The organism is Comamonas sp. GW821-FHT11H03 (assembly GCF_058807955.1).
Genome location: NZ_JBXARF010000012.1, coordinates 39185 through 57995, shown reverse-complemented (window position 1 = coordinate 57995; position 18811 = coordinate 39185). Strand labels below are relative to the sequence as shown.

Below are 18811 nucleotides of genomic sequence, written 5' to 3'. Positions count from 1 at the left end.
TGCAATAGCCATGCCGGCTTGCCCATTCGCGCAAATCCCGATGGATTTGCCAAGCGCCTGTAGTTTATATAAATTGATAGCTGTCAGGGCTTATGGGTAAAGGTCTGAAGACTTAAAACCCTTAAATTCCTAGAGGCTTTAAATGCTGAGCGGATCCACATCCACCAGCCAGCGCACCAGAGGCTTGTGCTCGGGCAGAGTGCGCAGCCAGTGCAGATACTGCTGCCAGGCATTGAGAAAGCGCAGCAGCGCGCTGCGGCTTGCGGCTTCCAGCAGCATCTGGGCACGCTCCACATTGGCCACGCGCTGCACTGCCATGGGGATCGGCGGGTAGATGAACACCTCGTCCAGATAAGGCAGCCTGGCCTCTTTGGCGACCTGGGTGGCGGCATTCAGAAAGGCCTGTGCGGCTTCCTGGGTGCGTGCATCGGCCCGGACTATGGCCTGGAAGGCATAGGGCGGCATACCGGCATCCAGCCGTTCCTTGAGCTGTTGCCTGGCAAACGCCGGGTAGTCATGCTTGCGCAGTGCGGTGTAGACGACGTTTTGCGGGTCGTGGCTTTGAATCCACATCTCCGGATGGCTGCCTTGGGCCTTCACATATTGCGCGTCGCGCCCGGCACGCCCTGCGGCCTGCATCAGCAGGCAGAACAGCCGCTCCGGGGCGCGATAGTCGCTGGAGTACAGCGCGCTGTCGGGTTGCACCGCCGCCACCAGCGTGATGCGCCGGAAGTCATGGCCCTTGGCCACCATCTGGGTGCCAACCAGCACATCCACATCGCCGGCATGCACCTGGGCCAGTTGCTCCTGCAGGCTGCCCTTGGCCTTGGTGGTGTCGGCGTCGATGCGTGCCACGCGGGCCGGATTGCCGTCGGGGCGCTGCACATTGCGCAGCAGCCGCTCCAGCTCTTCCTGCAACTGCTCCGTGCCCTTGCCCAGCGGCAGGATGTCGGGGTTGCCGCAGCTAGGGCAGGCAAACGGCACGCGCTGGGTAAAGCCGCAGTGGTGGCAGCGCAGTGTGCGGTCGCCCTTGTGAAAGACCTGGTGAGCGCTGCAATGGGGGCAGTCGCTTTTCCAGTTGCAGTCGGCGCAGAACAGCACGGGGGCAAAGCCGCGGCGGTTGAGCAGAATCAGGCTTTGCTCGCCGCGTTCGACGCGCTTGGTGATGGCCTCGATCAGCGCAGGCGAGAACACGGCGCGTTTGGGCTGCTGGCCCATGTCCACCATTCTCACCTTGGGAAGGCTGGCTGCGCCTGATCCGGCCGCGCCGATGCGGCTGGGCATATGCAGGCGCAGGTAGCGGCCGACTTCGGGTTCCGAGGCATGCCAGCTCTCCAGCGACGGTGTGGCGCTGCCCAGAATGACTTTGGCGCCGGCATCGCGCCCGCGCCAGATGGCCAGATCGCGTGCCGAATAGCGTGCGCCTTCCTGCTGCTTGTAGCTGGCGTCATGCTCCTCGTCGACCACAATCAGCGCCAGTTGCGGCACGCTGGCAAAAATAGCCATGCGCGTACCCAGCACGATGCGGGCACGACCCGTGTGAGCGGCCAGCCAGCTTTTGAGACGCTGCGGGTTGGTCATGCCGCTGTGCATGCTGACTACGGAATCCTTGCCGTACTGAGGCACGAAGCGGGCGACAAATCGCTCTTCCAGCTGAGGCGTGAGGTTGATCTCTGGCACCATCACCAGGGCTTGAGCCTCTGGGCTGGCATCCAGCACGGCTTGCACTGCACGCAGATACACCTCGGTCTTGCCGCTGCCCGTGCTGCCGTATAGCAGGAACGGGCCTGGGTTTTGCTCAATTTGCTCGAAAACCGAGGATTGCTCGGCGCTGAGTGCGAGCAAAGGCGTTGCGCTGCTGGCGTCCGGCGCGTGAGCCATCGTCTCGGTGCTCGCTTGTGCTGCTTCGGCCACTGGTGCCTGTGCCTTCTTGCGCTTGCCGGCCGATGTCTTGGCCGTCTTGGGCGGAGCCAGCCGCCGTGCCAGTTGTTCGGGCGACATATCGCGCAACTGAGGCGGCAACGCGGTGACGGCAATCTCGCCCAAGCTGCGCTGGTAATAGTGCGCGGCAAAAGCCACCAGCCGTCGCCAGGCCTGGTCCAGCGGCTCTATGCCTTGCAGCAGGCCGGCAATGCGACGCAGCTCCACCCCGTCTGGAATGGCTTCGGGGGCGGCGGGCGTATCCCAGACCACCCCCAGCAATTCTCTCTTTCCCAAAGGAACGCGCACCAAGGTGCCGGGCTCCAGCCATGCATCGCTAACGTAGCTCAACAGATCACCTACGGCGCTGTGGGCAGGGGTCTGGACGGCAACGTAAACGATATGGGGCATGGAGTTGGATCAGGGGAAGGCGCTGCGGAGGCCGCAGCTCCTCAGAGCTATAGCAGATTTTGAGGCCTGCAAAGGCTTTGCGTTCTGTGGATAACTTTGTGAGAAACAATATGCGCGAAAGGCCTGAGCAAGTCCTGTTTGCGTTGGCAAGCCGGCAGGATGACTGAGTGGTTGAATAATTAATTTATTTAAAACAAAGACTTATATGTGTTCATGGCGGGATGGGGAGGTTGCTTTGGCAGAGTGTTGGCAGGGAGTCTGCCTCGCCATATCTGTGCATAAATCAGGCGACGAGTCACTGTCAACCGAGAAGCTCCCTAAACCTAAATGCGTTCAAACCGCAGCGCAAAGTCCTTAACTTCTCAAAAAAATAGCACTAGAGCAAGCAGCCATGAGACGTGCAGTTATCTCGGAGCATCCCTATGTGGATAACTTCCGTCAATCGACGCGGAGGTCGGTGAAAAAATAAAAAAGCGCCAAACACTGCTGGCGCCGAATTTTTCAGGGTCTGAGATTTAGTGATTTGAAATCAATGATTTGCTGCCGCTTTACTGCATCTCAGGCCAGTGATTGTCGTTCAATAACCATTTGATCTTATCGGGTGATTGGGGCCGTTGTTCTGCAACAAATACCTGTGAAGGCATTGGTTGCAGGTGGAGTCAGCCCTTTGTGCGCAGCAGGCGCGAGTGGCTGTGCACGGCCTCGACCAGCGCGGCCACATGTTCGGGCGGGGTGAACTGGCTGATGCCGTGACCCAGATTGAAGATATGGGTGGGGCCGGTGGTGCTCTTGTCGGTATGGGGCTTGCCAAAGCTGTCCAGCACGGCGCGCGCCTGGGCGGCGACCTGCTCGGGTGCGGCAAACAGCACATTGGGGTCGATATTGCCCTGCAGCGCCTTGCCTGGGCCGCCAACCTCGCCGCCCACGATGGCACGAGCCTTGCCCAGGTTGGCCGTCCAGTCCAGACCCAGCACCTCGCAGTCGATGTCCTTCATGTCCTGCAGCCAGATGCCTCCACCCTTGGTGAAGACGATGCGGGGCACATCGCTGCCATCGACACCGGTGCGCTTGAGCTGAGCCAGCACGCGCTTGGTATAGGCCAGGCTGAATTCCTGGAACGCGCCGTCGGCCAGCACGCCGCCCCAGCTGTCAAAAATCATCACGGCCTGGGCGCCGGCATCGATCTGGGCGTTCAGGTACTGGGCCACGCTGTCGGCGTTGACTTCCAGGATGCGGTGCATCAGGTCGGGGCGCGAGTACATCAGCGACTTGACGGTGCGGTAGTCATCGCTGCCCTTGCCCTCGGTCATGTAGCAGGCCAGTGTCCAGGGGCTGCCAGAGAAGCCGATCAGCGGCACACGGCCATTGAGCACCTTGCGGATATTGGTGACGGCGTCAAACACATAGCGCAGCTTGTCCATGTCGGGCACGGCCAGCTCCGCCACGGCGGCCTCGTCACGCACGACCTTGGCAAAGCGCGGCCCCTCGCCTTCGGCGAACGACAGGCCAAGGCCCATGGCGTCGGGCACGGTCAGGATGTCGCTGAACAGAATGGCCGCGTCCAGAGGGAAGCGATCCAGCGGCTGCAGGGTCACCTCGGTGGCGTAGTCCACATTGGTGGCCAGGCCCATGAAGCTGCCGGCCTTGGCGCGGGTGGCCTTGTACTCGGGCAGGTAGCGTCCCGCCTGGCGCATCAGCCACAGGGGCGTGTAGTCAGTAGCCTGGCGACGGCATGCGCGCAGGAAGGTGTCATTGGTCAGGGGGGCGAAACTCATATGCTGATTGTCGCCCACTCCGGCTTTCCCATTCACCACAATCCCGAGCAGCAATTCAGCTCTCTGCGCAGGGATGGCGGTTGCCATGGCTTGTCATGCAACCGTCATCCAAATGTCGCGCGGGCTTCATCTGTGTTTTCCACAATGACGCCACGCAGACACACCGTGTGGCACAGGCAGGCCGCCAACTGCGTCCAACACCGGAGGAAAGCAGACATGAGGCATCCCGAGATTCTTGATGCGCTGAATGGCCAGAGCATCGCGACGACACCGTCATCGGCTCCCTCGCTTTCCCATCGACCCGCCAGTCCCGTGCATGCTGCCGCGCCCGCTTTGCGCCTGCAGGTGCGCTGGGCCCGACATCTGGATGAGGTTCGTCAGGCGCAGCGCCTGCGCTACCAGATCTTTGCCGAAGAAATGGGGGCTGTGCTGCAGACGCCCGTGGCTGGCTACGATATCGATGTCTTTGATGATTTCTGCGAGCATCTGATGGTCTGCGATGAAGAGCAGAACAAGGTGATCGGCACCTACCGTCTGCTGACTCCCGCTCAGGCCCAGCGTGCCGGCGGTCTGTACAGCGATCAGGAATTCGATCTCTCGCCCATCAACGCCTGGCGTTCGCAGATGGTCGAGCTGGGACGCAGCTGCGTGCATGCGGAGCATCGCCAGGGCGGCGTGATTCTGGCGCTCTGGGGAGCGTTGGCCGAATTCATGCAGCGCAACCGGCTCGAGGCCATGGTGGGCTGCGCCAGCATCCCCATGCAGTACCCGGGTCTGGCCCATGGCGAAGGCCCGGCACGCATCTGGCAGCAACTGCGCCAGAGCCATCTGGCCGAGTCCGAGCTGCAGGTGCGTCCCCGCGTAGCCCTGCCCGAGGAGCTGGCTTGTATCAGCAATGTCTCGGCTGATGCGTTGAAGGTCGAGCCGCCAGCGCTGATTCAGGGCTATCTGCGTGCCGGTGCCAAGGTGCTGGGGGCGCCGGCCTGGGACAGCGACTTCAATACGGCCGATCTGCCCATCATGATGCGCATGCAGGATCTACCCTCTCGCTACCGCCGACTGTTCGGGCGCATGAAGGCCTGAGGCGAGGGCAGAGCGCAAAAAGCCTGTGGTCATGCCACAGGCTTTTTTGATGGCTGGACGGGTCATGCAGCGTGGCTGGGCTCATCTTCCAGGCCTTCGGCAAACAGGCCCAGCGCCGTAACCATCAGGCCCAGCATGAGGAAGGCATAGGCTGCAATGGACAGCACCAGACTCATGCTGTAGCCCCATTGCAGAACAGAGCAGGCCCAATCCCAGGACCCATAAAGCGCGCTGCACTGATTGCTGGCCGGCATGTGCACATACCAGGTGACGGCGATCCACATCAGGATCAGCATCACCACCGTGGTGCGAAGCTTGTGTGATGGCGTCTGGTCCATGTTCTTGAGCAAGACCACCGGTATGGCTCCGCCCCAGACAAACATCATCAGCCAGCTGAGGGCAGGAGCCTGCGCCAGTGCCTGTTGCAACCAGTGCATCTTGGGCATGCTGTTGATGCTGGCAAGGACGTCCCAGGCAAAGGGCAGGGCCAGGCCGGCGATTGCCAGACTGGCCAGCGCCAGTGCACGCAACAGGCAAAGACGTTTGTGAGACGGCTGGTGGATAAGGTTGGCATGCATGGCTTACCTCCTGTGCAGTTCAGGCAGTCCGCAGTGGTCAACGCGCGCAAGGCTGGCAAAGGCTGGAAACTGCGGTTGCGCCTGGCTTGTGGGCCGTTCCAGTCTAGAGCTTTTGCCTGGTTTGTGCCATAGGCACTGTGCGCCTGTTTGAAGTCGCTCTCCAATCCAGGCCGAAGCCATGTCAGGTATTGCCGGTTTGAGCAGGGCGAGGCCGATGTGCCCAGTCGTAAAGTTGATTGCGCCACGTTCATTGAGCTGGCCGGGGCTGGCATCTGCCCACCCCTGGGACTAAGCTTGGTCTGCTCGACTCAGGGCCATGCCCCCGCAGTGCCGGGCAAAGGAGTTCTTATGCTGAGCCATTCTGCTGTGACGACGATGCTGCCGGTGATGGATATGGCGCGTGCTCGTGCTTTCTACGAAGAAAGCCTGGGTCTGCAGCCAGGAGAGCTGCGGCCCGATGGAAAGTTTGTCTACCTGGTTGGCGGCAGTGCGCTGGCGCTCTTTCCAAAGCCTGGCGGCACCAAGGCCGAGCACACTGCCATCAGCTTCCGGGTGCCCGACATCGCTGCAAGCATTCGGGAACTGAAAAGCCGGGGTGTGGTGTTTGAGGACTACGACTTTCCCGACTTCAAGACCGTCAACCATGTCTGCGTGCTGGGGTCCGAGAAGGCTGCCTGGTTCAAGGACACGGAAGGTAACTACCTCTGCCTGCACGAGGAAGTGGCGCCAGCCTGAATTGCGTCATGCTCTGCGCGCAGCAATGGCCTAGATCTGTTGGAGTGCGTCAAGTACCTCGCTCTTGGAGAGCAACTCGCTCATCACCACAGGCGGCTTGCCGGGCAGGTACAGCACGTAGACGGGTACGCCGCTGCGCCCCAGCGATTGCAGTGCCCGGGTGATGGCCGGGTCCTGGCGTGTCCAGTCGGCGCGCAGCAACTGCACCTGGTGCTGTGAAAAGGCGGCGAGTACCTCTGCATTGTTCAGCGTGGTGCGCTTGTTGACCTGGCAGGTCACGCACCAGGCGGCCGTGAAGTCCACAAACACCGGTTGGCCCGAAGTCTGGGCCGACTGAACCTTGTCTGCGGACCAGGGCTGCCAGAGTTCGCCGACCTGTGCCCTGACCTGATCCACAGGTTCTGCCTTGATCAGCGGCAGGGCGTAATAGGCCACGCCAACGGCCAGCAGCAAGGCGAGCGCTCCGAGGCTCAGGCGGCTCTTGCCGCGCAGGCCCAGGGCCCAGATCAGCGCGGCCAGCACCAGCAGCAGCGCCAGCAGGGCCGCCGCTGCATCCATGCCGCCCTGATGACCCAACACCCAGACCAGCCAGACCACGGTGGCAAACATGGGGAAGGCCATTGCGTGGCGGAAGGTCTGCATCCAGGGCCCGGGGCGGGGCAACCAGCTCACGACTGCGGGCACGAAGCTGGCCAGCAGATAGGGCAGGGCCATCCCCATGCCAAGCGCCGCAAACACCGTTAGCGCCTGCGCCGCTGGCATATCGATGGCAAAGCCCAGCGAGGCACCCATGAAGGGCGCTGTGCAGGGCGATGCGATAGCCACGGCCAGCACGCCTGAGAGAAAGGAGTCCAGCATCGGGTTGCGCGCCTGGGCGCTGGCAATGCTGCTGGGCAGCAGATTGCCGAACTCGAACAGTCCGGCCAGATTCAGTCCCAGCACGGTGAACAGCGCCGCCAGCAGCGACACCACCACGGGCGACTGCAGCTGGAAGCCCCAGCCCAGCTGCTGGCCCGCCGCGCGCAAGCCCAGCAGCAGTGCGCCGAGTGCCACAAAGGACAGCACCACGCCTGCGGTATATGCCAGGCCGCTCAGTTTCTGGGCATGGCGGTTCTGGCCATGACCCGAAAACCCCAGTACCTTGATGGCCAGCACGGGAAACACGCAGGGCATGAGGTTGAGGATCAGGCCACCGATCAAACCGCCCAGCAGTGCTGCCCAGAGGCTGCCTGCAGTGGCCGTATTGCCTGTCGTTGCGGGTTGTGAAGCGGTCTTGTTGGCCTCCAGCGCTGCGGCCAGGGCCGGAGAAACGCCTGCGAGCGCGGGGGCGCTCCAGCGGCCCTGCACGGCCAGCTCGCTGCGCCAGCCAGCGCTTTCGCCGCGCTGCAGCGCGGCAGCGCGCTCAGCGGGCGGCAGGGCCAGCACCACGGCCAGTTGCGCCGCAGTTTCGCCGCGCATATCGGACAGGGGCATGTTCTCGCCCACCCATACTTCACCGTCCCAGTACTGCTTCCAGTCCTTGCCTGACTCTGCGGCATGCTTGAAGGTGTCGGAATTCTCGGGATAGAACTCCAGTGTCTTGCCCCTCAGGCTGGCGGGCAGTCCGGGTATGCGCAGTGTCACGCGGTCGTCGGGCAGGTTCGCGCCCTCGGCCTTGCCGGACTCAACAAGGGCCTGGCCGCTCTGGTTCAGCGTCTGGGGCTGGCCGGCCTGGGCCTGCACAAAGGCCTGGCTTTGCGAGGCGCTGCTGCCCTGAACGGGGATCTGCAGCTGGAAGTTGCCGGATTCGGGAATGCATTCCACGCGGCAGACCAGCCATTCTGCGGCCAGGCCCACATCCACCATGCCGGAGGCCGGTGCCTTGAAATCGGCCGCGACCTTGATGGGCACGGGCAGCAGCACCGTGTCCTCATAGCCATAGTTGACCAGGGGCCCCACGCGCAGCGCATGAGGCAGCGGCCAGCCGATGGGGCCGGCCTCCAGGCCTGGTGGCAACTGCCACTGCAGCACGGTGGGCAGGCCCGAATCGCCGGCATTCTTCCAATAGGTATGCCATTCGGGCTGATGGGTGATCTTCAGCCCCAGCCAGAAGATCTGGCCGGCGGCAATGCCCTCGGGGGCCTGGGCCACCAGCTCGGCCTGCACGCGCGGTGTCTGTACGGTGGCACCACCCGAAGCTGCATTCTTGAGCAGGATCTGCGCGCTGGCACCGGTGGAGAAGGCACAGACCCAGACGGTCAGCGCCAGCATCAGCCAGAGTGAAAGGTGCTGCGAGAGGCTGCGGGGTCCGGCGGTCAGGGAAGGGGCTTGAGAAGACATGGCGGACGGTGGGAGTCGGTGGCGGTGTTTTTGGTTCCCTGCATGGGGGCGGCCGATTGGCAAAACCAATGCTTGCATAGGCGCATGGTATTGGACAGAAGGCGCGGGTGGACTCCATCATGGCCTGGCCTACAAGGCTCAAACAGCCCGCAGCCGGAGCCGGTCGCAGCAGTCCGTTGCCGGGCAATGACAGGAGACAAGTATTATGGTGAATACTTCACGCCGCCGCTTTCTTGCCACCTCGGCTGCCTGTGCTGCCACCGCGCTGCCCTGGCATGCGGCCGCAGCGCCCGGCTATCCGGACAAGCCGGTACGGGTCATCGTGCCGTTTCCAGCCGGGGGCACCACGGACGTGGTGGCGAGGCTGGCCATGCAAAAGCTCGGCGAAATCACGGGCCAGTCCTTTGTGGTCGACAACAAGGGCGGCGCCAACGGTGTCATTGGCTCCGAGCTGGCGGCCCGCGCCGCGCCCGATGGCTACACGCTGCTGATGAACACGGCAGGAGCGCAGACCCTGAGTCCCGTGCTCTACAAGACCAGCTACGAGGCGCTGGCCAGCTTCGAGCCCATCAGTCATCTGTGCGATGTGGGCTTTGTGGTGATCGCGCGCAAGGACCTGCCTGTCAACAGCATGCCGGAGCTGATCGCCATGGCGAGGCAGGGCCGACCGCTGAGCGCCTCCTCGGGCAGCAGCATGATTTCGCTGATCACCGAGCAGTTCAAGAAGGTGGTCGAGGTGCCCGGCATCGTCAATGCCCAGTACAAGGGCACGGGCGCGCAGATGCAGGCCGTGGTGGCGGGCGAGGTGGACTTCTCGTTCGACTCCTTCACCTCGGTGGAAATGATTCGCGCGGGCAAGGTCAAGGCCCTGGCCGTGCTGCTGCCCCAGCGTGCACCGGCCTTGGCGCAGGTGCCCACGCTGCGCGAGCTGGGCATAGGGGGCATGGATTTCAGCTCCTGGTCGGGCCTGCTGGCGCCCAAGGGCACACCGCAGGAGATCGTGGGCTATCTGGCCCAGCAGATGGACAAGATCATGCAGATGCCCGATGTGACGGCCAGGCTCGCCGGCTACAACTATCTGCCGCGGCGCAGCACGCCCGAAGAGTTCGGACGGCTCATCGCCGCCGACCACGAGCGCTGGAAGCGCGTCGTCAAGGAAACGGGCATCACCCTGGGTTAGCGTCGCGCGGCGGCGCACCCGTACCCGCATCCGTGGCGAGGGTGGCCACGGTACTGGGCGGCTGGCCGCCCACTTCGGCCGGGATGGCGATGCGCTCGCAGGGGGCGGCCCGGGCCATCAGCGCATCGCTGTCCACGGGTGCCTGTGCTTCGAACTCCTCGCTCGCCTGGGCCTGCGCCGGCACCTCCATCCCTGCGGGCTGTGCCGGAGACTGGGCTGCAGCCGGCAGCATGTGCGCCTTGCGCCAGTTGCCCCAGCGGTAGTAGGCCAGCATCATCAGCATGGAGCAGACGGAGCTGATGGGAAAGCTCCACCAGATGGCATCCACGCCCATCACGGGTTGCAGCCAGCGTGCCACGGGAACGCGTATGCCCCACATGGCAATGGCCAGAATGAGCACCGGCGCCATGACCGCCCCCGTGGAACGCACCACACCGGCCAGCACAAACGTCACGCCGAAGAAGAGGAAAGAGCCGATGGCGATGTGGTTGAGGTGGCGGGCCACCTCCAGCGATGGGCTGCCTCCGGGCAGAAACCAGCCCAGCACATGGCGGTCCAGCAGCACGATGAGGGCGATCAGGCTGCCGGTCAGCGCAAGATTGCCCAGCATGCCGGCATGGGCCGTGGCGCTGACACGCTTCCAGAGGCCCGCGCCCACGTTCTGCGCCGCCATGGACGAACAGGCTGCGCCCATGGCCATGGCCGGCATCTGCACATAGGTCCACAGTTGCAGCGCGGCGCTATAGGCAGATGCCGTCTGCACGCCGTGTTCGTTGACCATGGAGATCATGGCGATCATGGCCAGCGAGATCATCACGATCTGCACGCCCATGGGCAGGCCCTTGACCACCAGAGTGCGCACAATCGTCAGATCGGGCTTGAACAGCCCCAACTGCCGGCGACCTATCCATAGCGGGTGGCGGCGCAGACGCAGCCAGCCCAGCAGGGCTGTAAAGCTCACGGCATTGGCAATCAGCGTGGCGACCGCCGAGCCCTGGATGCCCATGCGCGGCACGGGCCCCCAGCCAAAGATCAGCACAGGGTTGAGCGCCATGTCCAGTGCCACGACGACGAGCAGAAACCAGAACGGCGTTCGGGTGTCTCCCGCGCCGCGCAGGGCCGCCGTCACAAAGCTGAACATGAACAGCAGCGGAATGGCCAGAAAGATGACCTTGAGATAGGCCTCGGCCAGCGGCAGCGCCGCCTCGGGGGTGCTCATCCACTGCATGAGATGGCGCGAAAGTGGCCAGCCCAGCAAGGCAATCAGCAGTGAAACAACACCAAAAAACGTAGCGCTGGTGCCAAGCACCCGCTTGGCTTGCGCGATGTTTTTCGCGCCAATGCTCTGGGCAATCAGGATATTGGTCGCCATGCTGATGCCGAACACCGCACCGATCAGCGCAAACATCACATTGTTGGCATTGGCGGTGGCCGTGAGCGCGGCCTCGCCCAGGTGACCGCCGACCCAGATGGCATTGACCGAGCCGTTGAGCGACTGCAGCACATTGCCGGCCAGAATCGGCAGGGCAAAGACCAGCAAGGTGCTGGCAATCGGGCCCTGGGTCAGGTCGCGGGTCTGGGGCTTGGAGGTGGCGGTGCGCGCACTCTGGCGCGGGGCGCTTGCGGAGGCTTCAGGCATCGGGCCATTGTGGGGCATGTCGTCCGGTTGCGGATGACGGGAGGCCGGACCGAAGTCGGGAGCGAGACGTGGTTTTGTGGAGCTGGCGCAGCTACGATGATGGCCATGAGCAATATCCCGACCACTCCCGCAAGCGCGCTTCCCCGCTGGCCGTCACGCTTCTGGGCCCAGGCCTCGGCCCATGACTTTGCCCTGGCCCAGAGCAATGGTCTGGCCGCTGATACCGTGGCCGTGCTGCCCGTGGCGGCGGTGGAGCAGCATGGGCCGCACCTGCCGCTGTCGGTGGATGCCAGCCTGATAGATGGCGTCATCGATGCCGCTCTGGCGCAGCTGCCTGCCGAGCTGCCAGTGCTGTTTCTGCCGCCGCAGAACATCGGCTTTTCGGTCGAGCATACGCACTATGCGGGCACATTGAGCCTGCAGCCCGCCACGCTGATTGCGCTGTGGACGGAGCTGGGCGCCTGCGTGGCACGCGCCGGCATCAAGAAGCTGCTGCTGCTCAACGGCCATGGCGGCCAGGTCAGCGTGATGGACATCGTTGCGCGCGAGCTGCGCATCCGGCATGGCCTGCTGGTCTACAGCGCCAGCTGGTTCGGGCTGGTGGACGACGCGGCCAACCAGCAGTTCTGCGCGCATGAGCATCGCTTCGGGGTTCACGGCGGCGAAGTGGAGACTTCGATGATGCTGCATCTGGCGCCCGAGACCGTGCATATGGATCGTGCGCAGAACTTCGCCTCCAGCTCGGAGCTGCGGGCCGGCAAATACCACTTCATCGGCAATGGCCGCAGCGCCAAGCTGGGCTGGGCCATCGAGGACTACAACCCGGTCGGAGCCGTGGGCAATTCCGCCGCCGCGACGGCCGAGCGAGGCGCGGCCATGGTGCGTTCATCGGCGCAGGGCCTGGTCAGGTTGCTGGGCGAGATTCATGACCTGCCACTGAGCACGGTGGGGAACCAGCCGCAGCCGCTTTGAATTCAGGAGCTTATTGCGCAATATCGGTATGCATTCGAGATGCATTTTGTATTGAAAATCAATGCTATAAAGCGATATAAGCTACTTTAAAGATAGCAAAAACAGAAAGGCCCTGAAAGGCCACTGCAAAAATCTGTTTCATCGCGAGCCTCGTTCAACGCAAGCCGCCAAAAACTGGCGTGCTCCATGTGCGTGACAGCGAGCAAGACCAGGGCGGCCCTCGCCGCCGCGCCGCGAGGCTGTCGTCCCCTTCCGGTGCGAAGCACCAGAGAGCTGGAAGGCGCGCCAGCGCCATAGATCTGCTCGCAACACCGTAGGGCAGCGGCCGCAGCCTCTGTCAACGCCCTGAAAAACTGGCGCGGTCCGCAAAGAGACAGCGAGCAAGCGCCGCCGCGCAGCGAGGCTGTCGTCCCCTTTCGGTGCGAAGCACCAGAGAGGGGAAGGCGCGCCAGCGCCATAGATCTGCTCGCAGACACCGTAGGGCAGCGGCCGCAGCCTCTGTCAACGCCCTGAAAAACTGGCGTGGTCCGCAAAGAGACAGCGAGCAAGCGCCGCCGCGCAGCGAGGCTGTCGTCCCCTTCCGGTGCGAAGCACCAGAGAGGGGGAAGGCGCGCCAGCGCCACAGGGGGTGCTTACTGTTTAGCAATCTTTGCTGTGGTGATGACATCGCCCCAGCGCTTGATTTCCGACTGCAGCAGCTTGGCGGTCTGCTCGGGCGTGCTGGCCTGGGCCTGCACATTCAGTTCGCGCAGCTTCTTGGCGACCTCGGGGTTGTTGAGGGCGGCGTTGATTTCCTTGTTCAGACGCGCGATCACGGGGGCGGGTGTCTTGGAGGGCGCAGCCAGCGCATTCCAGGACGAGGCCACAAAGCCCTTGACGCCGGATTCCTGGGCCGTGGGCACATTGGGCAGCAGCGGCGAGCGCTTCTCTCCCGTCACCGCGAGCAGGTTCACGGCCTTGGAATTGATCTGGCCCATGATGGGCGTGAGAATTTCCACGGCCGCATCGATCTGCTTGCCGCGCAGCGCGGTCACCACGGCGGGGGTGCCGTTGAAGGGCACGATCTGGGCATCGATGCCGGCCGTGGTCTTGAACAGCTCGGCCGCCAGATGCTGGGTGCTGCCCACGTTGATGCTGCCCAGATTCAGCTTGCCGGGATTGGCCTTGGCATAGCTCACCAGCTCGCCCAGATTCTTGAAGGGCGACTTGGCATCGGTGATGACGCCAATGTCGAAGTAGCCCAGCGTGGAGATGGGCGTCAGGTCCTTGACCATGTCGAAGGGCAGGTTGTTGAACAGGTTCACCGTGACGGCGCTGCCGTTGGACATGAGAAACAAGGTATGTCCGTCGGGCGCAGCCTTGGCCACGGTATCGGCCGCCACAATACCGCCCGCGCTGGGCTTGTTGTCGATGACCACGGGCTGGCCGAGCTGGGTGGACAGCTGTTGGGCCACCACACGGGCCGTCACATCGGCCACGCCGCCGGCACCGAAGGGCACGACGATGCGGATAGGACGGTTGGACAGGCCTTCGGCCTGGGAGGTGGCGGCAAATCCGCTCAGCAGGGCAGCCCCCGCTGCGGCACTGATCAGAGACTGGGTAAAACTGCGGCGTTTCATGCTTGTCCTTCTGTCTGAAACTTTTATCCACAGAGTGTGCCGCTGAACGCCCCCCGGAGGCAGCAGCAAAGCGTTCTGTCTGCTATGCCGCACAGGTATGGCTAGTTGCCGCTTGCTTGCAGGGCGGCCAGCCCCCAGTGATGCATGGCCTCGCGGAGTATCAGCAGGGCGGCTGCATGTTCAGCGGTCTGCGGCAACTGCGGGTCGGCATGGCCGGACTGCTGGGCCTGGCGCGCCAGCAACTCGAACAGGTTCTCGATCGCATCGCGCGAAGCCTGCGTGGCTTGCGGGTCGGCCGTGGCACTGTGGATCAACTGCCTCAGCAGCGGGTCTGCCGTTTGCAGCATGCGGGCACCTGCAGGCAGCCAGCGCCCGGCCGGCATGATGGCATCTTCCACATCGGCAATCGCGTTTTCCAGCGTCAGCGCATTGGGCATGTGCTGGCCAAATGCCTTGACCAGGGTGGCAAGGCCTATGGGTAGCCGATGTTGCTGCGAGCCGATGTCGAGTGTCAGCGCCGTATCGCCAAGGGTGAGAAAGATGGAGTCCATGCCGGCTTTGTAGCACTTTGCGTTGGCCGGCTCCAGGCCTGAGGGGGTCAGGCGCTGGTGATCCAGCTTCTGTATTCGGCGCTATCGAGATGGTTGAGCGTGTTGAAGCTTTGCAGCATCAGGCGCTTGGGGCTGATGCTGAACTCGGTCACGGCAATGTTGCGCAGCCGCATATTGAGGGCAATGGTCACCTCGGGCGCGGTGCCAAGCACCTGGCCCACGGCAGCAGAGATAGGGCCGCCGCTGCTGACCAGCAGCACGTTCTGGCCGCTGTGCTGGTGGCGTATTTCCTCGAGTACCTGGTGCACGCCGTCCGCAAAGCCGTTCCAGTCGGGCATGCCCTGCGGGCTGATGGTGCCCCCCATCCATTGCGCCAGTGCGTCGCACAGCAGGCGGAAATGATGGCGGTACAGCTCGGGCGTATCGGGCCTGGGCAAGGGGGCTGGGTGGATGGCGCGCAGCAGGGCTTCGCTGTCGTACTCGTTGAGTCCGGGGCGGCTTTGTGCCTCGGCGCTGGAGGCGCTGCCCAGGCCCTGGACGATGCCGGCCAGCGTCTGCTGATGGCGCTTGAGCGTGCCCGCATAGACGGCGTCGAACTTCAGACCTCGCTCACGCCAGTATTCACCCAGACGCACGGCCTGTTCCTGGCCGCGTGGGCTGAGCTGGTCGTAATCATCCGCGCCAAACGAGGCCTGGCCATGGCGCACAAGGTAGAGGTTTCCCATGGCGCGGATGTTGGCCCTTGGCCGCTTGCGGCGCTGTCATGCCTGCGACCAGGTGGCGCTTGGGTGACAGCGGACTGGTTCGCATTTCCGTATCCCGGATCGGGATTGAGGCGCGGGCATGGCCTGGCGCTCGGTTAAGATAGTTGAGAGCGATTCTCAAAAACATAAAAACACGCTCCGTTTTCGGTACTGGTTCACGGGCCTCCTGCACTTGGCTGCAGGAGGCTTGCTAGTTTCGAGGCGGAGCGTGTTTTTTATGCCTGTTCACCTTCTGGAGCCCTTCATGTTTCGACGACCCCTGTTTGCACTGGCCGCCGTTGCCAGCCTGTGCGCCCCTGCGCTGTCCGCACACGCCGAGGACATCACGCTCTACACCACCCGTGAACCGGCCCTGATCCAGCCCTTGCTGGCGGCCTTCACGGCGCAGACCAAGATCGGTGTGAAGACGGTGTTCGTCAAGGACGGCCTGCTGGAGCGCGTCAAGGCCGAAGGCCAGCGCTCGCCTGCCGATGTGCTGATGACGGTGGATATCGGCAATCTGGTGGATCTGGTGGACGGTGGCGTGACCCAGCCCGTCAAGTCCAGCCTGCTGGAAGCGGCCATTCCGGCCCAGCTGCGCGCCGCAGACAACCAGTGGTTTGCGCTGTCCATGCGGGCCCGCGTGCTGTATGCCGAAAAGGACATGAAGATCGGCGCCTTCCGCTATGAAGACCTGGCCAAGCCTCAGTTCAAGGGCAAGGTCTGCAGCCGTGCCGGCCAGCACCCCTACAACACGGCGCTGATTGCGGCCATGATTGCCCATGACGGCGAAGCCAAGACCGAGCAGTGGCTCAAGGGCGTCAAGGCCAATCTGGCGCGCAAGGCCACGGGCGGCGACCGCGACGTGGCGCGTGACATTCTGGGCGGCATCTGCGATGTGGGTCTGGCCAACACCTATTACGTGGGCCATATGAAGGCGGCCAAGGAAGGTACCGACGCACGCAAGTGGGGCGATGCCATCAAGGTCGTCAAGCCCAGCTTCGACGACCCCAAGAGCGGCACGCATATCAATATCAGCGGCGCCTCGGTGGCCAAGCACGCGCCCAACCGCGATCAGGCCGTGAAGCTGCTGGAGTTCCTGGTCTCGGAGCCAGCCCAGAACATGTACGCCCAGGCCAACTACGAGCACCCTGTGCGCAAGGGCGTGGCGCTGGACCCCGTGGTGGCCCAGAGCATTGGCGAGATCAAGATCGATCCGCTGCCGCTGACCGAGATCGCCAAGCACCGCAAGGCTGCCAGCATGCTGGTCGACAAGGTGGGGTTTGACAAGTAAACACCCCTGAGCGGCTTTGCCGCTTCCCCTCTCTCTAGGCGCTGCGCGCTAGGGGAGGGGACGACAGCATCGCAGCGGGGCGGCCCTTGCTCGCTGTCCCTTGCTTCGGAGCATGCTTGTTTTAGCATTGCGCTCCTGTATGAGCCCCTTCGCTGGGGCATATCTGTTTCTGGGGCGTTGGTCTTGCTGTGATCGTTTTGTCTTGATGTTTTCTTATCTTCGTTCGGGGCTGCGGCCCGTCGGGCCGGTGTGGCAGGGCGCAAGCTGGTTGATTGCGCTGGGGGTGTTTGCGCCCATTGCCTCGCTGGCCTGGCTGGCGCTGGGGGCGGACTGGGCGCACTGGCAGGATCTGCTGCGCTATGTACTACCCGATGCCGCCGCCAATACGGCCTGGCTGCTGGGCGGGGTGGGCCTGGTGGTGCTGGTGGTGGGCACGGGCTGTGCCTGGCTGGTGACGGCCTGTGATTTTCCGGGGCGGCGCTGGTTGCACTGGGCACTGCTGCTGCCGCTGGCCATGCCGGCCTATATCGTGGCCTTTGCCTATCTGGATCTGCTGCACCCCATAGGCCCGGTGCAAGGGGCGCTGCGCTGGCTGCTGGGTTACGACAGCCCGCGCCAGTGGCGCCTGCCCGATCTGCGCTCCATGGGCGGTGCAATCTTTGTGCTGGGGTTCACGCTCTACCCCTATGTGTATATGACGGCGCGGGCCATGTTCATGACCCAGCCGGCGCATCTGATGGAGGCCGCTCGCTCGCTGGGTGAGACCCGCTGGGGTGCTTTTTGGCGCGTGGCTTTGCCCATGGCGCGGCCGGCGCTGGTCGTGGGCCTGAGTCTGGCGCTGCTGGAGACGCTCAACGATATCGGTGCGTCCGAGTTCCTGGGCGTGCACACGCTCACGGTGTCGATCTACACCACCTGGGTCACGCGCTCCGATCTGGCCGGTGCCGCGCAGATTGCCTGCTCCATGCTGCTGGCTGTGGTGGCACTGGTCTGGCTGGAGCGTCAGGGCCGCAGTCGTCAGCGCTTTGGCTCGGCCCAGCGCATGAGGGCCATAGCGCCGCACCGCCTGCCCCCAGGCAGCGCCTGGCTGGCCACGCTGGCCTGCAGTCTGCCGGTGCTGATCGGCTTTGCTGCGCCAGCGGCCTATCTGGCTTGGGAAAGCGGCAAGCGTCTGGTGCAGGGCTCGGGTGTCTCCGAGGGCCTGGTATCCAGTCTGCTCAACACGTTGGGGCTGGCGCTGGGTGTGACCGTGATCGCGGTAGCAGCGGGTCTTGTCGTGGCCTGGGCCACTCGCACCGGCGTCAGCACGCGAGCGCCTTCGCGCTGGCCAGCGCAGCTGGCGGCGCTGGGTTACGCCGTGCCGGGCACGGTGTTGGCTATCGGCCTGTTGACGCCGGCGCTGGCCTTCGACGCCGGGCTGGCCCAGCTGTTCGGCATGGACGGCCTGCCGCTGATGGGGCAGGGCATTGTGCTGGTGGCTGCCTGCGTGATTCGCTTTCTGGTCATGCCCGTGGGCGGTATCGAGGCCGGACTGGCCCGTATCCCGCCGACGCTGGAGCAGGCCTCACGCCTGCTGGGCGAAAGCCGCCTGGGCACCCTGCGGCGCGTACACCTGCCGCTGCTGCGCCCTGCCATGGCCACCAGTGCCATGCTGGTATTTGTCGACGCCATGAAGGAGCTGCCCGCCACCTTGCTGCTGCGCCCGGCCGATTTCGACACCCTGGCCACCTGGCTCTATGCCGAAGCCGCGCGCGGTACCTATGAGGAGGGCGCGATCGCCGCGCTGTGCATTGTGGTCGCGGGGCTGGTTCCCGTCATGCTGCTGGCGCGCACGCAGCTGTCTGATGGGCAGCGATGAAGACGCATGAGCATCGGCTGCGGTGCTTATTTATATTGCGCAAGCAGCTATTGAAAATGAATAGGATGAATACGACTTATGCAAACAAGAATGCAAGAACGGCCTGCCTGCCGAGGCAGTCGTCTTGCCTGAAC

14 protein-coding genes are annotated in these 18811 nt (G+C 63.8%); 6 read left to right on the top strand and 8 right to left on the bottom strand.

The genetic code is table 11. The annotated features are described in order from the left end of the window. Window positions 1-138: 138 nt before the first annotated feature. A complete protein-coding gene (priA, locus tag AC1RTQ_RS21965) occupies window positions 139-2331 on the bottom strand; it encodes a replication restart helicase PriA (protein WP_492878902.1) in 2193 nt (730 codons plus the stop codon). A 659-nt stretch (window positions 2332-2990) separates the two neighbouring features. Continuing rightward, a complete protein-coding gene (gene hemE, locus AC1RTQ_RS21960) occupies window positions 2991-4106 on the bottom strand; it encodes a uroporphyrinogen decarboxylase (RefSeq protein WP_302093031.1) in 1116 nt (371 codons plus the stop codon). Between the two features lie 216 nt (window positions 4107-4322). Between hemE and AC1RTQ_RS21955 the strand changes: the two genes are divergently transcribed. Beyond that, window positions 4323-5189, top strand: coding sequence for a GNAT family N-acetyltransferase (locus AC1RTQ_RS21955; RefSeq protein ID WP_492878899.1), 867 nt, complete (start codon window positions 4323-4325; stop codon window positions 5187-5189). 62 nt (window positions 5190-5251) lie between these two features. Here AC1RTQ_RS21955 and AC1RTQ_RS21950 read toward each other — a convergent pair whose 3' ends face one another. Beyond that, window positions 5252-5767, bottom strand: a complete 516-nt coding sequence (locus AC1RTQ_RS21950) for a hypothetical protein (RefSeq protein ID WP_492878897.1) — start codon at window positions 5765-5767, stop codon at window positions 5252-5254. Window positions 5768-6115: 348 nt separating this feature from the next. On the opposite strand from AC1RTQ_RS21950, the gene AC1RTQ_RS21945 reads away from it, so the two are divergent. Next, entirely contained in the window at window positions 6116-6502 is a 387-nt protein-coding gene (locus tag AC1RTQ_RS21945) for a VOC family protein (protein WP_012836833.1), read from the top strand. 30 nt (window positions 6503-6532) lie between these two features. On the opposite strand, the gene AC1RTQ_RS21940 is transcribed toward AC1RTQ_RS21945, so the two are convergent. Beyond that, window positions 6533-8821 (bottom strand): protein-disulfide reductase DsbD family protein, encoded by a 2289-nt coding sequence (locus tag AC1RTQ_RS21940; RefSeq protein ID WP_492878895.1) that lies wholly within the window; start codon window positions 8819-8821, stop codon window positions 6533-6535. 205 nt (window positions 8822-9026) lie between these two features. On the opposite strand from AC1RTQ_RS21940, the gene AC1RTQ_RS21935 reads away from it, so the two are divergent. Next, entirely contained in the window at window positions 9027-10001 is a 975-nt protein-coding gene (locus tag AC1RTQ_RS21935; RefSeq protein ID WP_492878893.1) for a Bug family tripartite tricarboxylate transporter substrate binding protein, read from the top strand. On the opposite strand, the gene AC1RTQ_RS21930 is transcribed toward AC1RTQ_RS21935, so the two are convergent. Beyond that, window positions 9988-11640: an MATE family efflux transporter gene (locus AC1RTQ_RS21930; RefSeq protein WP_492878891.1), complete on the bottom strand. Its 1653-nt coding sequence runs from the start codon at window positions 11638-11640 to the stop codon at window positions 9988-9990. The genes AC1RTQ_RS21935 and AC1RTQ_RS21930 overlap by 14 nt on opposite strands. Before the next feature lie 96 nt (window positions 11641-11736). Between AC1RTQ_RS21930 and AC1RTQ_RS21925 the strand changes: the two genes are divergently transcribed. After that, window positions 11737-12612 (top strand): creatininase family protein, encoded by an 876-nt coding sequence (locus tag AC1RTQ_RS21925; protein ID WP_492878889.1) that lies wholly within the window; start codon window positions 11737-11739, stop codon window positions 12610-12612. Between the two features lie 632 nt (window positions 12613-13244). Here AC1RTQ_RS21925 and AC1RTQ_RS21920 read toward each other — a convergent pair. The 3 genes from AC1RTQ_RS21920 to AC1RTQ_RS21910 all read right to left on the bottom strand — a co-directional run bounded on the left by AC1RTQ_RS21920 (window position 13245) and on the right by AC1RTQ_RS21910 (window position 15507). After that, window positions 13245-14231 carry a Bug family tripartite tricarboxylate transporter substrate binding protein gene (locus AC1RTQ_RS21920; protein WP_492878887.1) on the bottom strand — a complete coding sequence of 329 codons (987 nt, stop codon included), beginning with the start codon at window positions 14229-14231 and terminating at the stop codon, window positions 13245-13247. A 101-nt stretch (window positions 14232-14332) separates the two neighbouring features. Beyond that, complete coding sequence (locus AC1RTQ_RS21915) at window positions 14333-14782, bottom strand: hypothetical protein (RefSeq protein ID WP_409811504.1); 450 nt, start codon at window positions 14780-14782, stop codon at window positions 14333-14335. 47 nt (window positions 14783-14829) lie between these two features. Beyond that, entirely contained in the window at window positions 14830-15507 is a 678-nt protein-coding gene (locus AC1RTQ_RS21910; RefSeq protein WP_492878885.1) for a histidine phosphatase family protein, read from the bottom strand. Between the two features lie 283 nt (window positions 15508-15790). On the opposite strand from AC1RTQ_RS21910, the gene AC1RTQ_RS21905 reads away from it, so the two are divergent. Next, window positions 15791-16819 carry an extracellular solute-binding protein gene (locus AC1RTQ_RS21905; RefSeq protein ID WP_304350631.1) on the top strand — a complete coding sequence of 343 codons (1029 nt, stop codon included), beginning with the start codon at window positions 15791-15793 and terminating at the stop codon, window positions 16817-16819. A 205-nt stretch (window positions 16820-17024) separates the two neighbouring features. Continuing rightward, window positions 17025-18677: an ABC transporter permease gene (locus AC1RTQ_RS21900; RefSeq protein WP_302093042.1), complete on the top strand. Its 1653-nt coding sequence runs from the start codon at window positions 17025-17027 to the stop codon at window positions 18675-18677. Window positions 18678-18811: the final 134 nt, after the last annotated feature.

Bases quoted from the DNA above. Each gene is read 5' to 3' on its own strand.
- priA (WP_492878902.1), bottom strand. From the start codon at position 2,331: ATGCCCCATATCGTTTACGTTGCCGTCCAGACCCCTGCCCACAGCGCC.
- hemE (WP_302093031.1), bottom strand. From the start codon at position 4,106: ATGAGTTTCGCCCCCCTGACCAATGACACCTTCCTGCGCGCATGCCGT.
- AC1RTQ_RS21955 (WP_492878899.1), top strand. From the start codon at position 4,323: ATGAGGCATCCCGAGATTCTTGATGCGCTGAATGGCCAGAGCATCGCG.
- AC1RTQ_RS21950 (WP_492878897.1), bottom strand. From the start codon at position 5,767: ATGCATGCCAACCTTATCCACCAGCCGTCTCACAAACGTCTTTGCCTG.
- AC1RTQ_RS21945 (WP_012836833.1), top strand. From the start codon at position 6,116: ATGCTGAGCCATTCTGCTGTGACGACGATGCTGCCGGTGATGGATATG.
- AC1RTQ_RS21940 (WP_492878895.1), bottom strand. From the start codon at position 8,821: ATGTCTTCTCAAGCCCCTTCCCTGACCGCCGGACCCCGCAGCCTCTCG.
- AC1RTQ_RS21935 (WP_492878893.1), top strand. From the start codon at position 9,027: ATGGTGAATACTTCACGCCGCCGCTTTCTTGCCACCTCGGCTGCCTGT.
- AC1RTQ_RS21930 (WP_492878891.1), bottom strand. From the start codon at position 11,640: ATGCCTGAAGCCTCCGCAAGCGCCCCGCGCCAGAGTGCGCGCACCGCC.
- AC1RTQ_RS21925 (WP_492878889.1), top strand. From the start codon at position 11,737: ATGATGGCCATGAGCAATATCCCGACCACTCCCGCAAGCGCGCTTCCC.
- AC1RTQ_RS21920 (WP_492878887.1), bottom strand. From the start codon at position 14,231: ATGAAACGCCGCAGTTTTACCCAGTCTCTGATCAGTGCCGCAGCGGGG.
- AC1RTQ_RS21915 (WP_409811504.1), bottom strand. From the start codon at position 14,782: ATGGACTCCATCTTTCTCACCCTTGGCGATACGGCGCTGACACTCGAC.
- AC1RTQ_RS21910 (WP_492878885.1), bottom strand. From the start codon at position 15,507: ATGGGAAACCTCTACCTTGTGCGCCATGGCCAGGCCTCGTTTGGCGCG.
- AC1RTQ_RS21905 (WP_304350631.1), top strand. From the start codon at position 15,791: ATGTTTCGACGACCCCTGTTTGCACTGGCCGCCGTTGCCAGCCTGTGC.
- AC1RTQ_RS21900 (WP_302093042.1), top strand. From the start codon at position 17,025: ATGTTTTCTTATCTTCGTTCGGGGCTGCGGCCCGTCGGGCCGGTGTGG.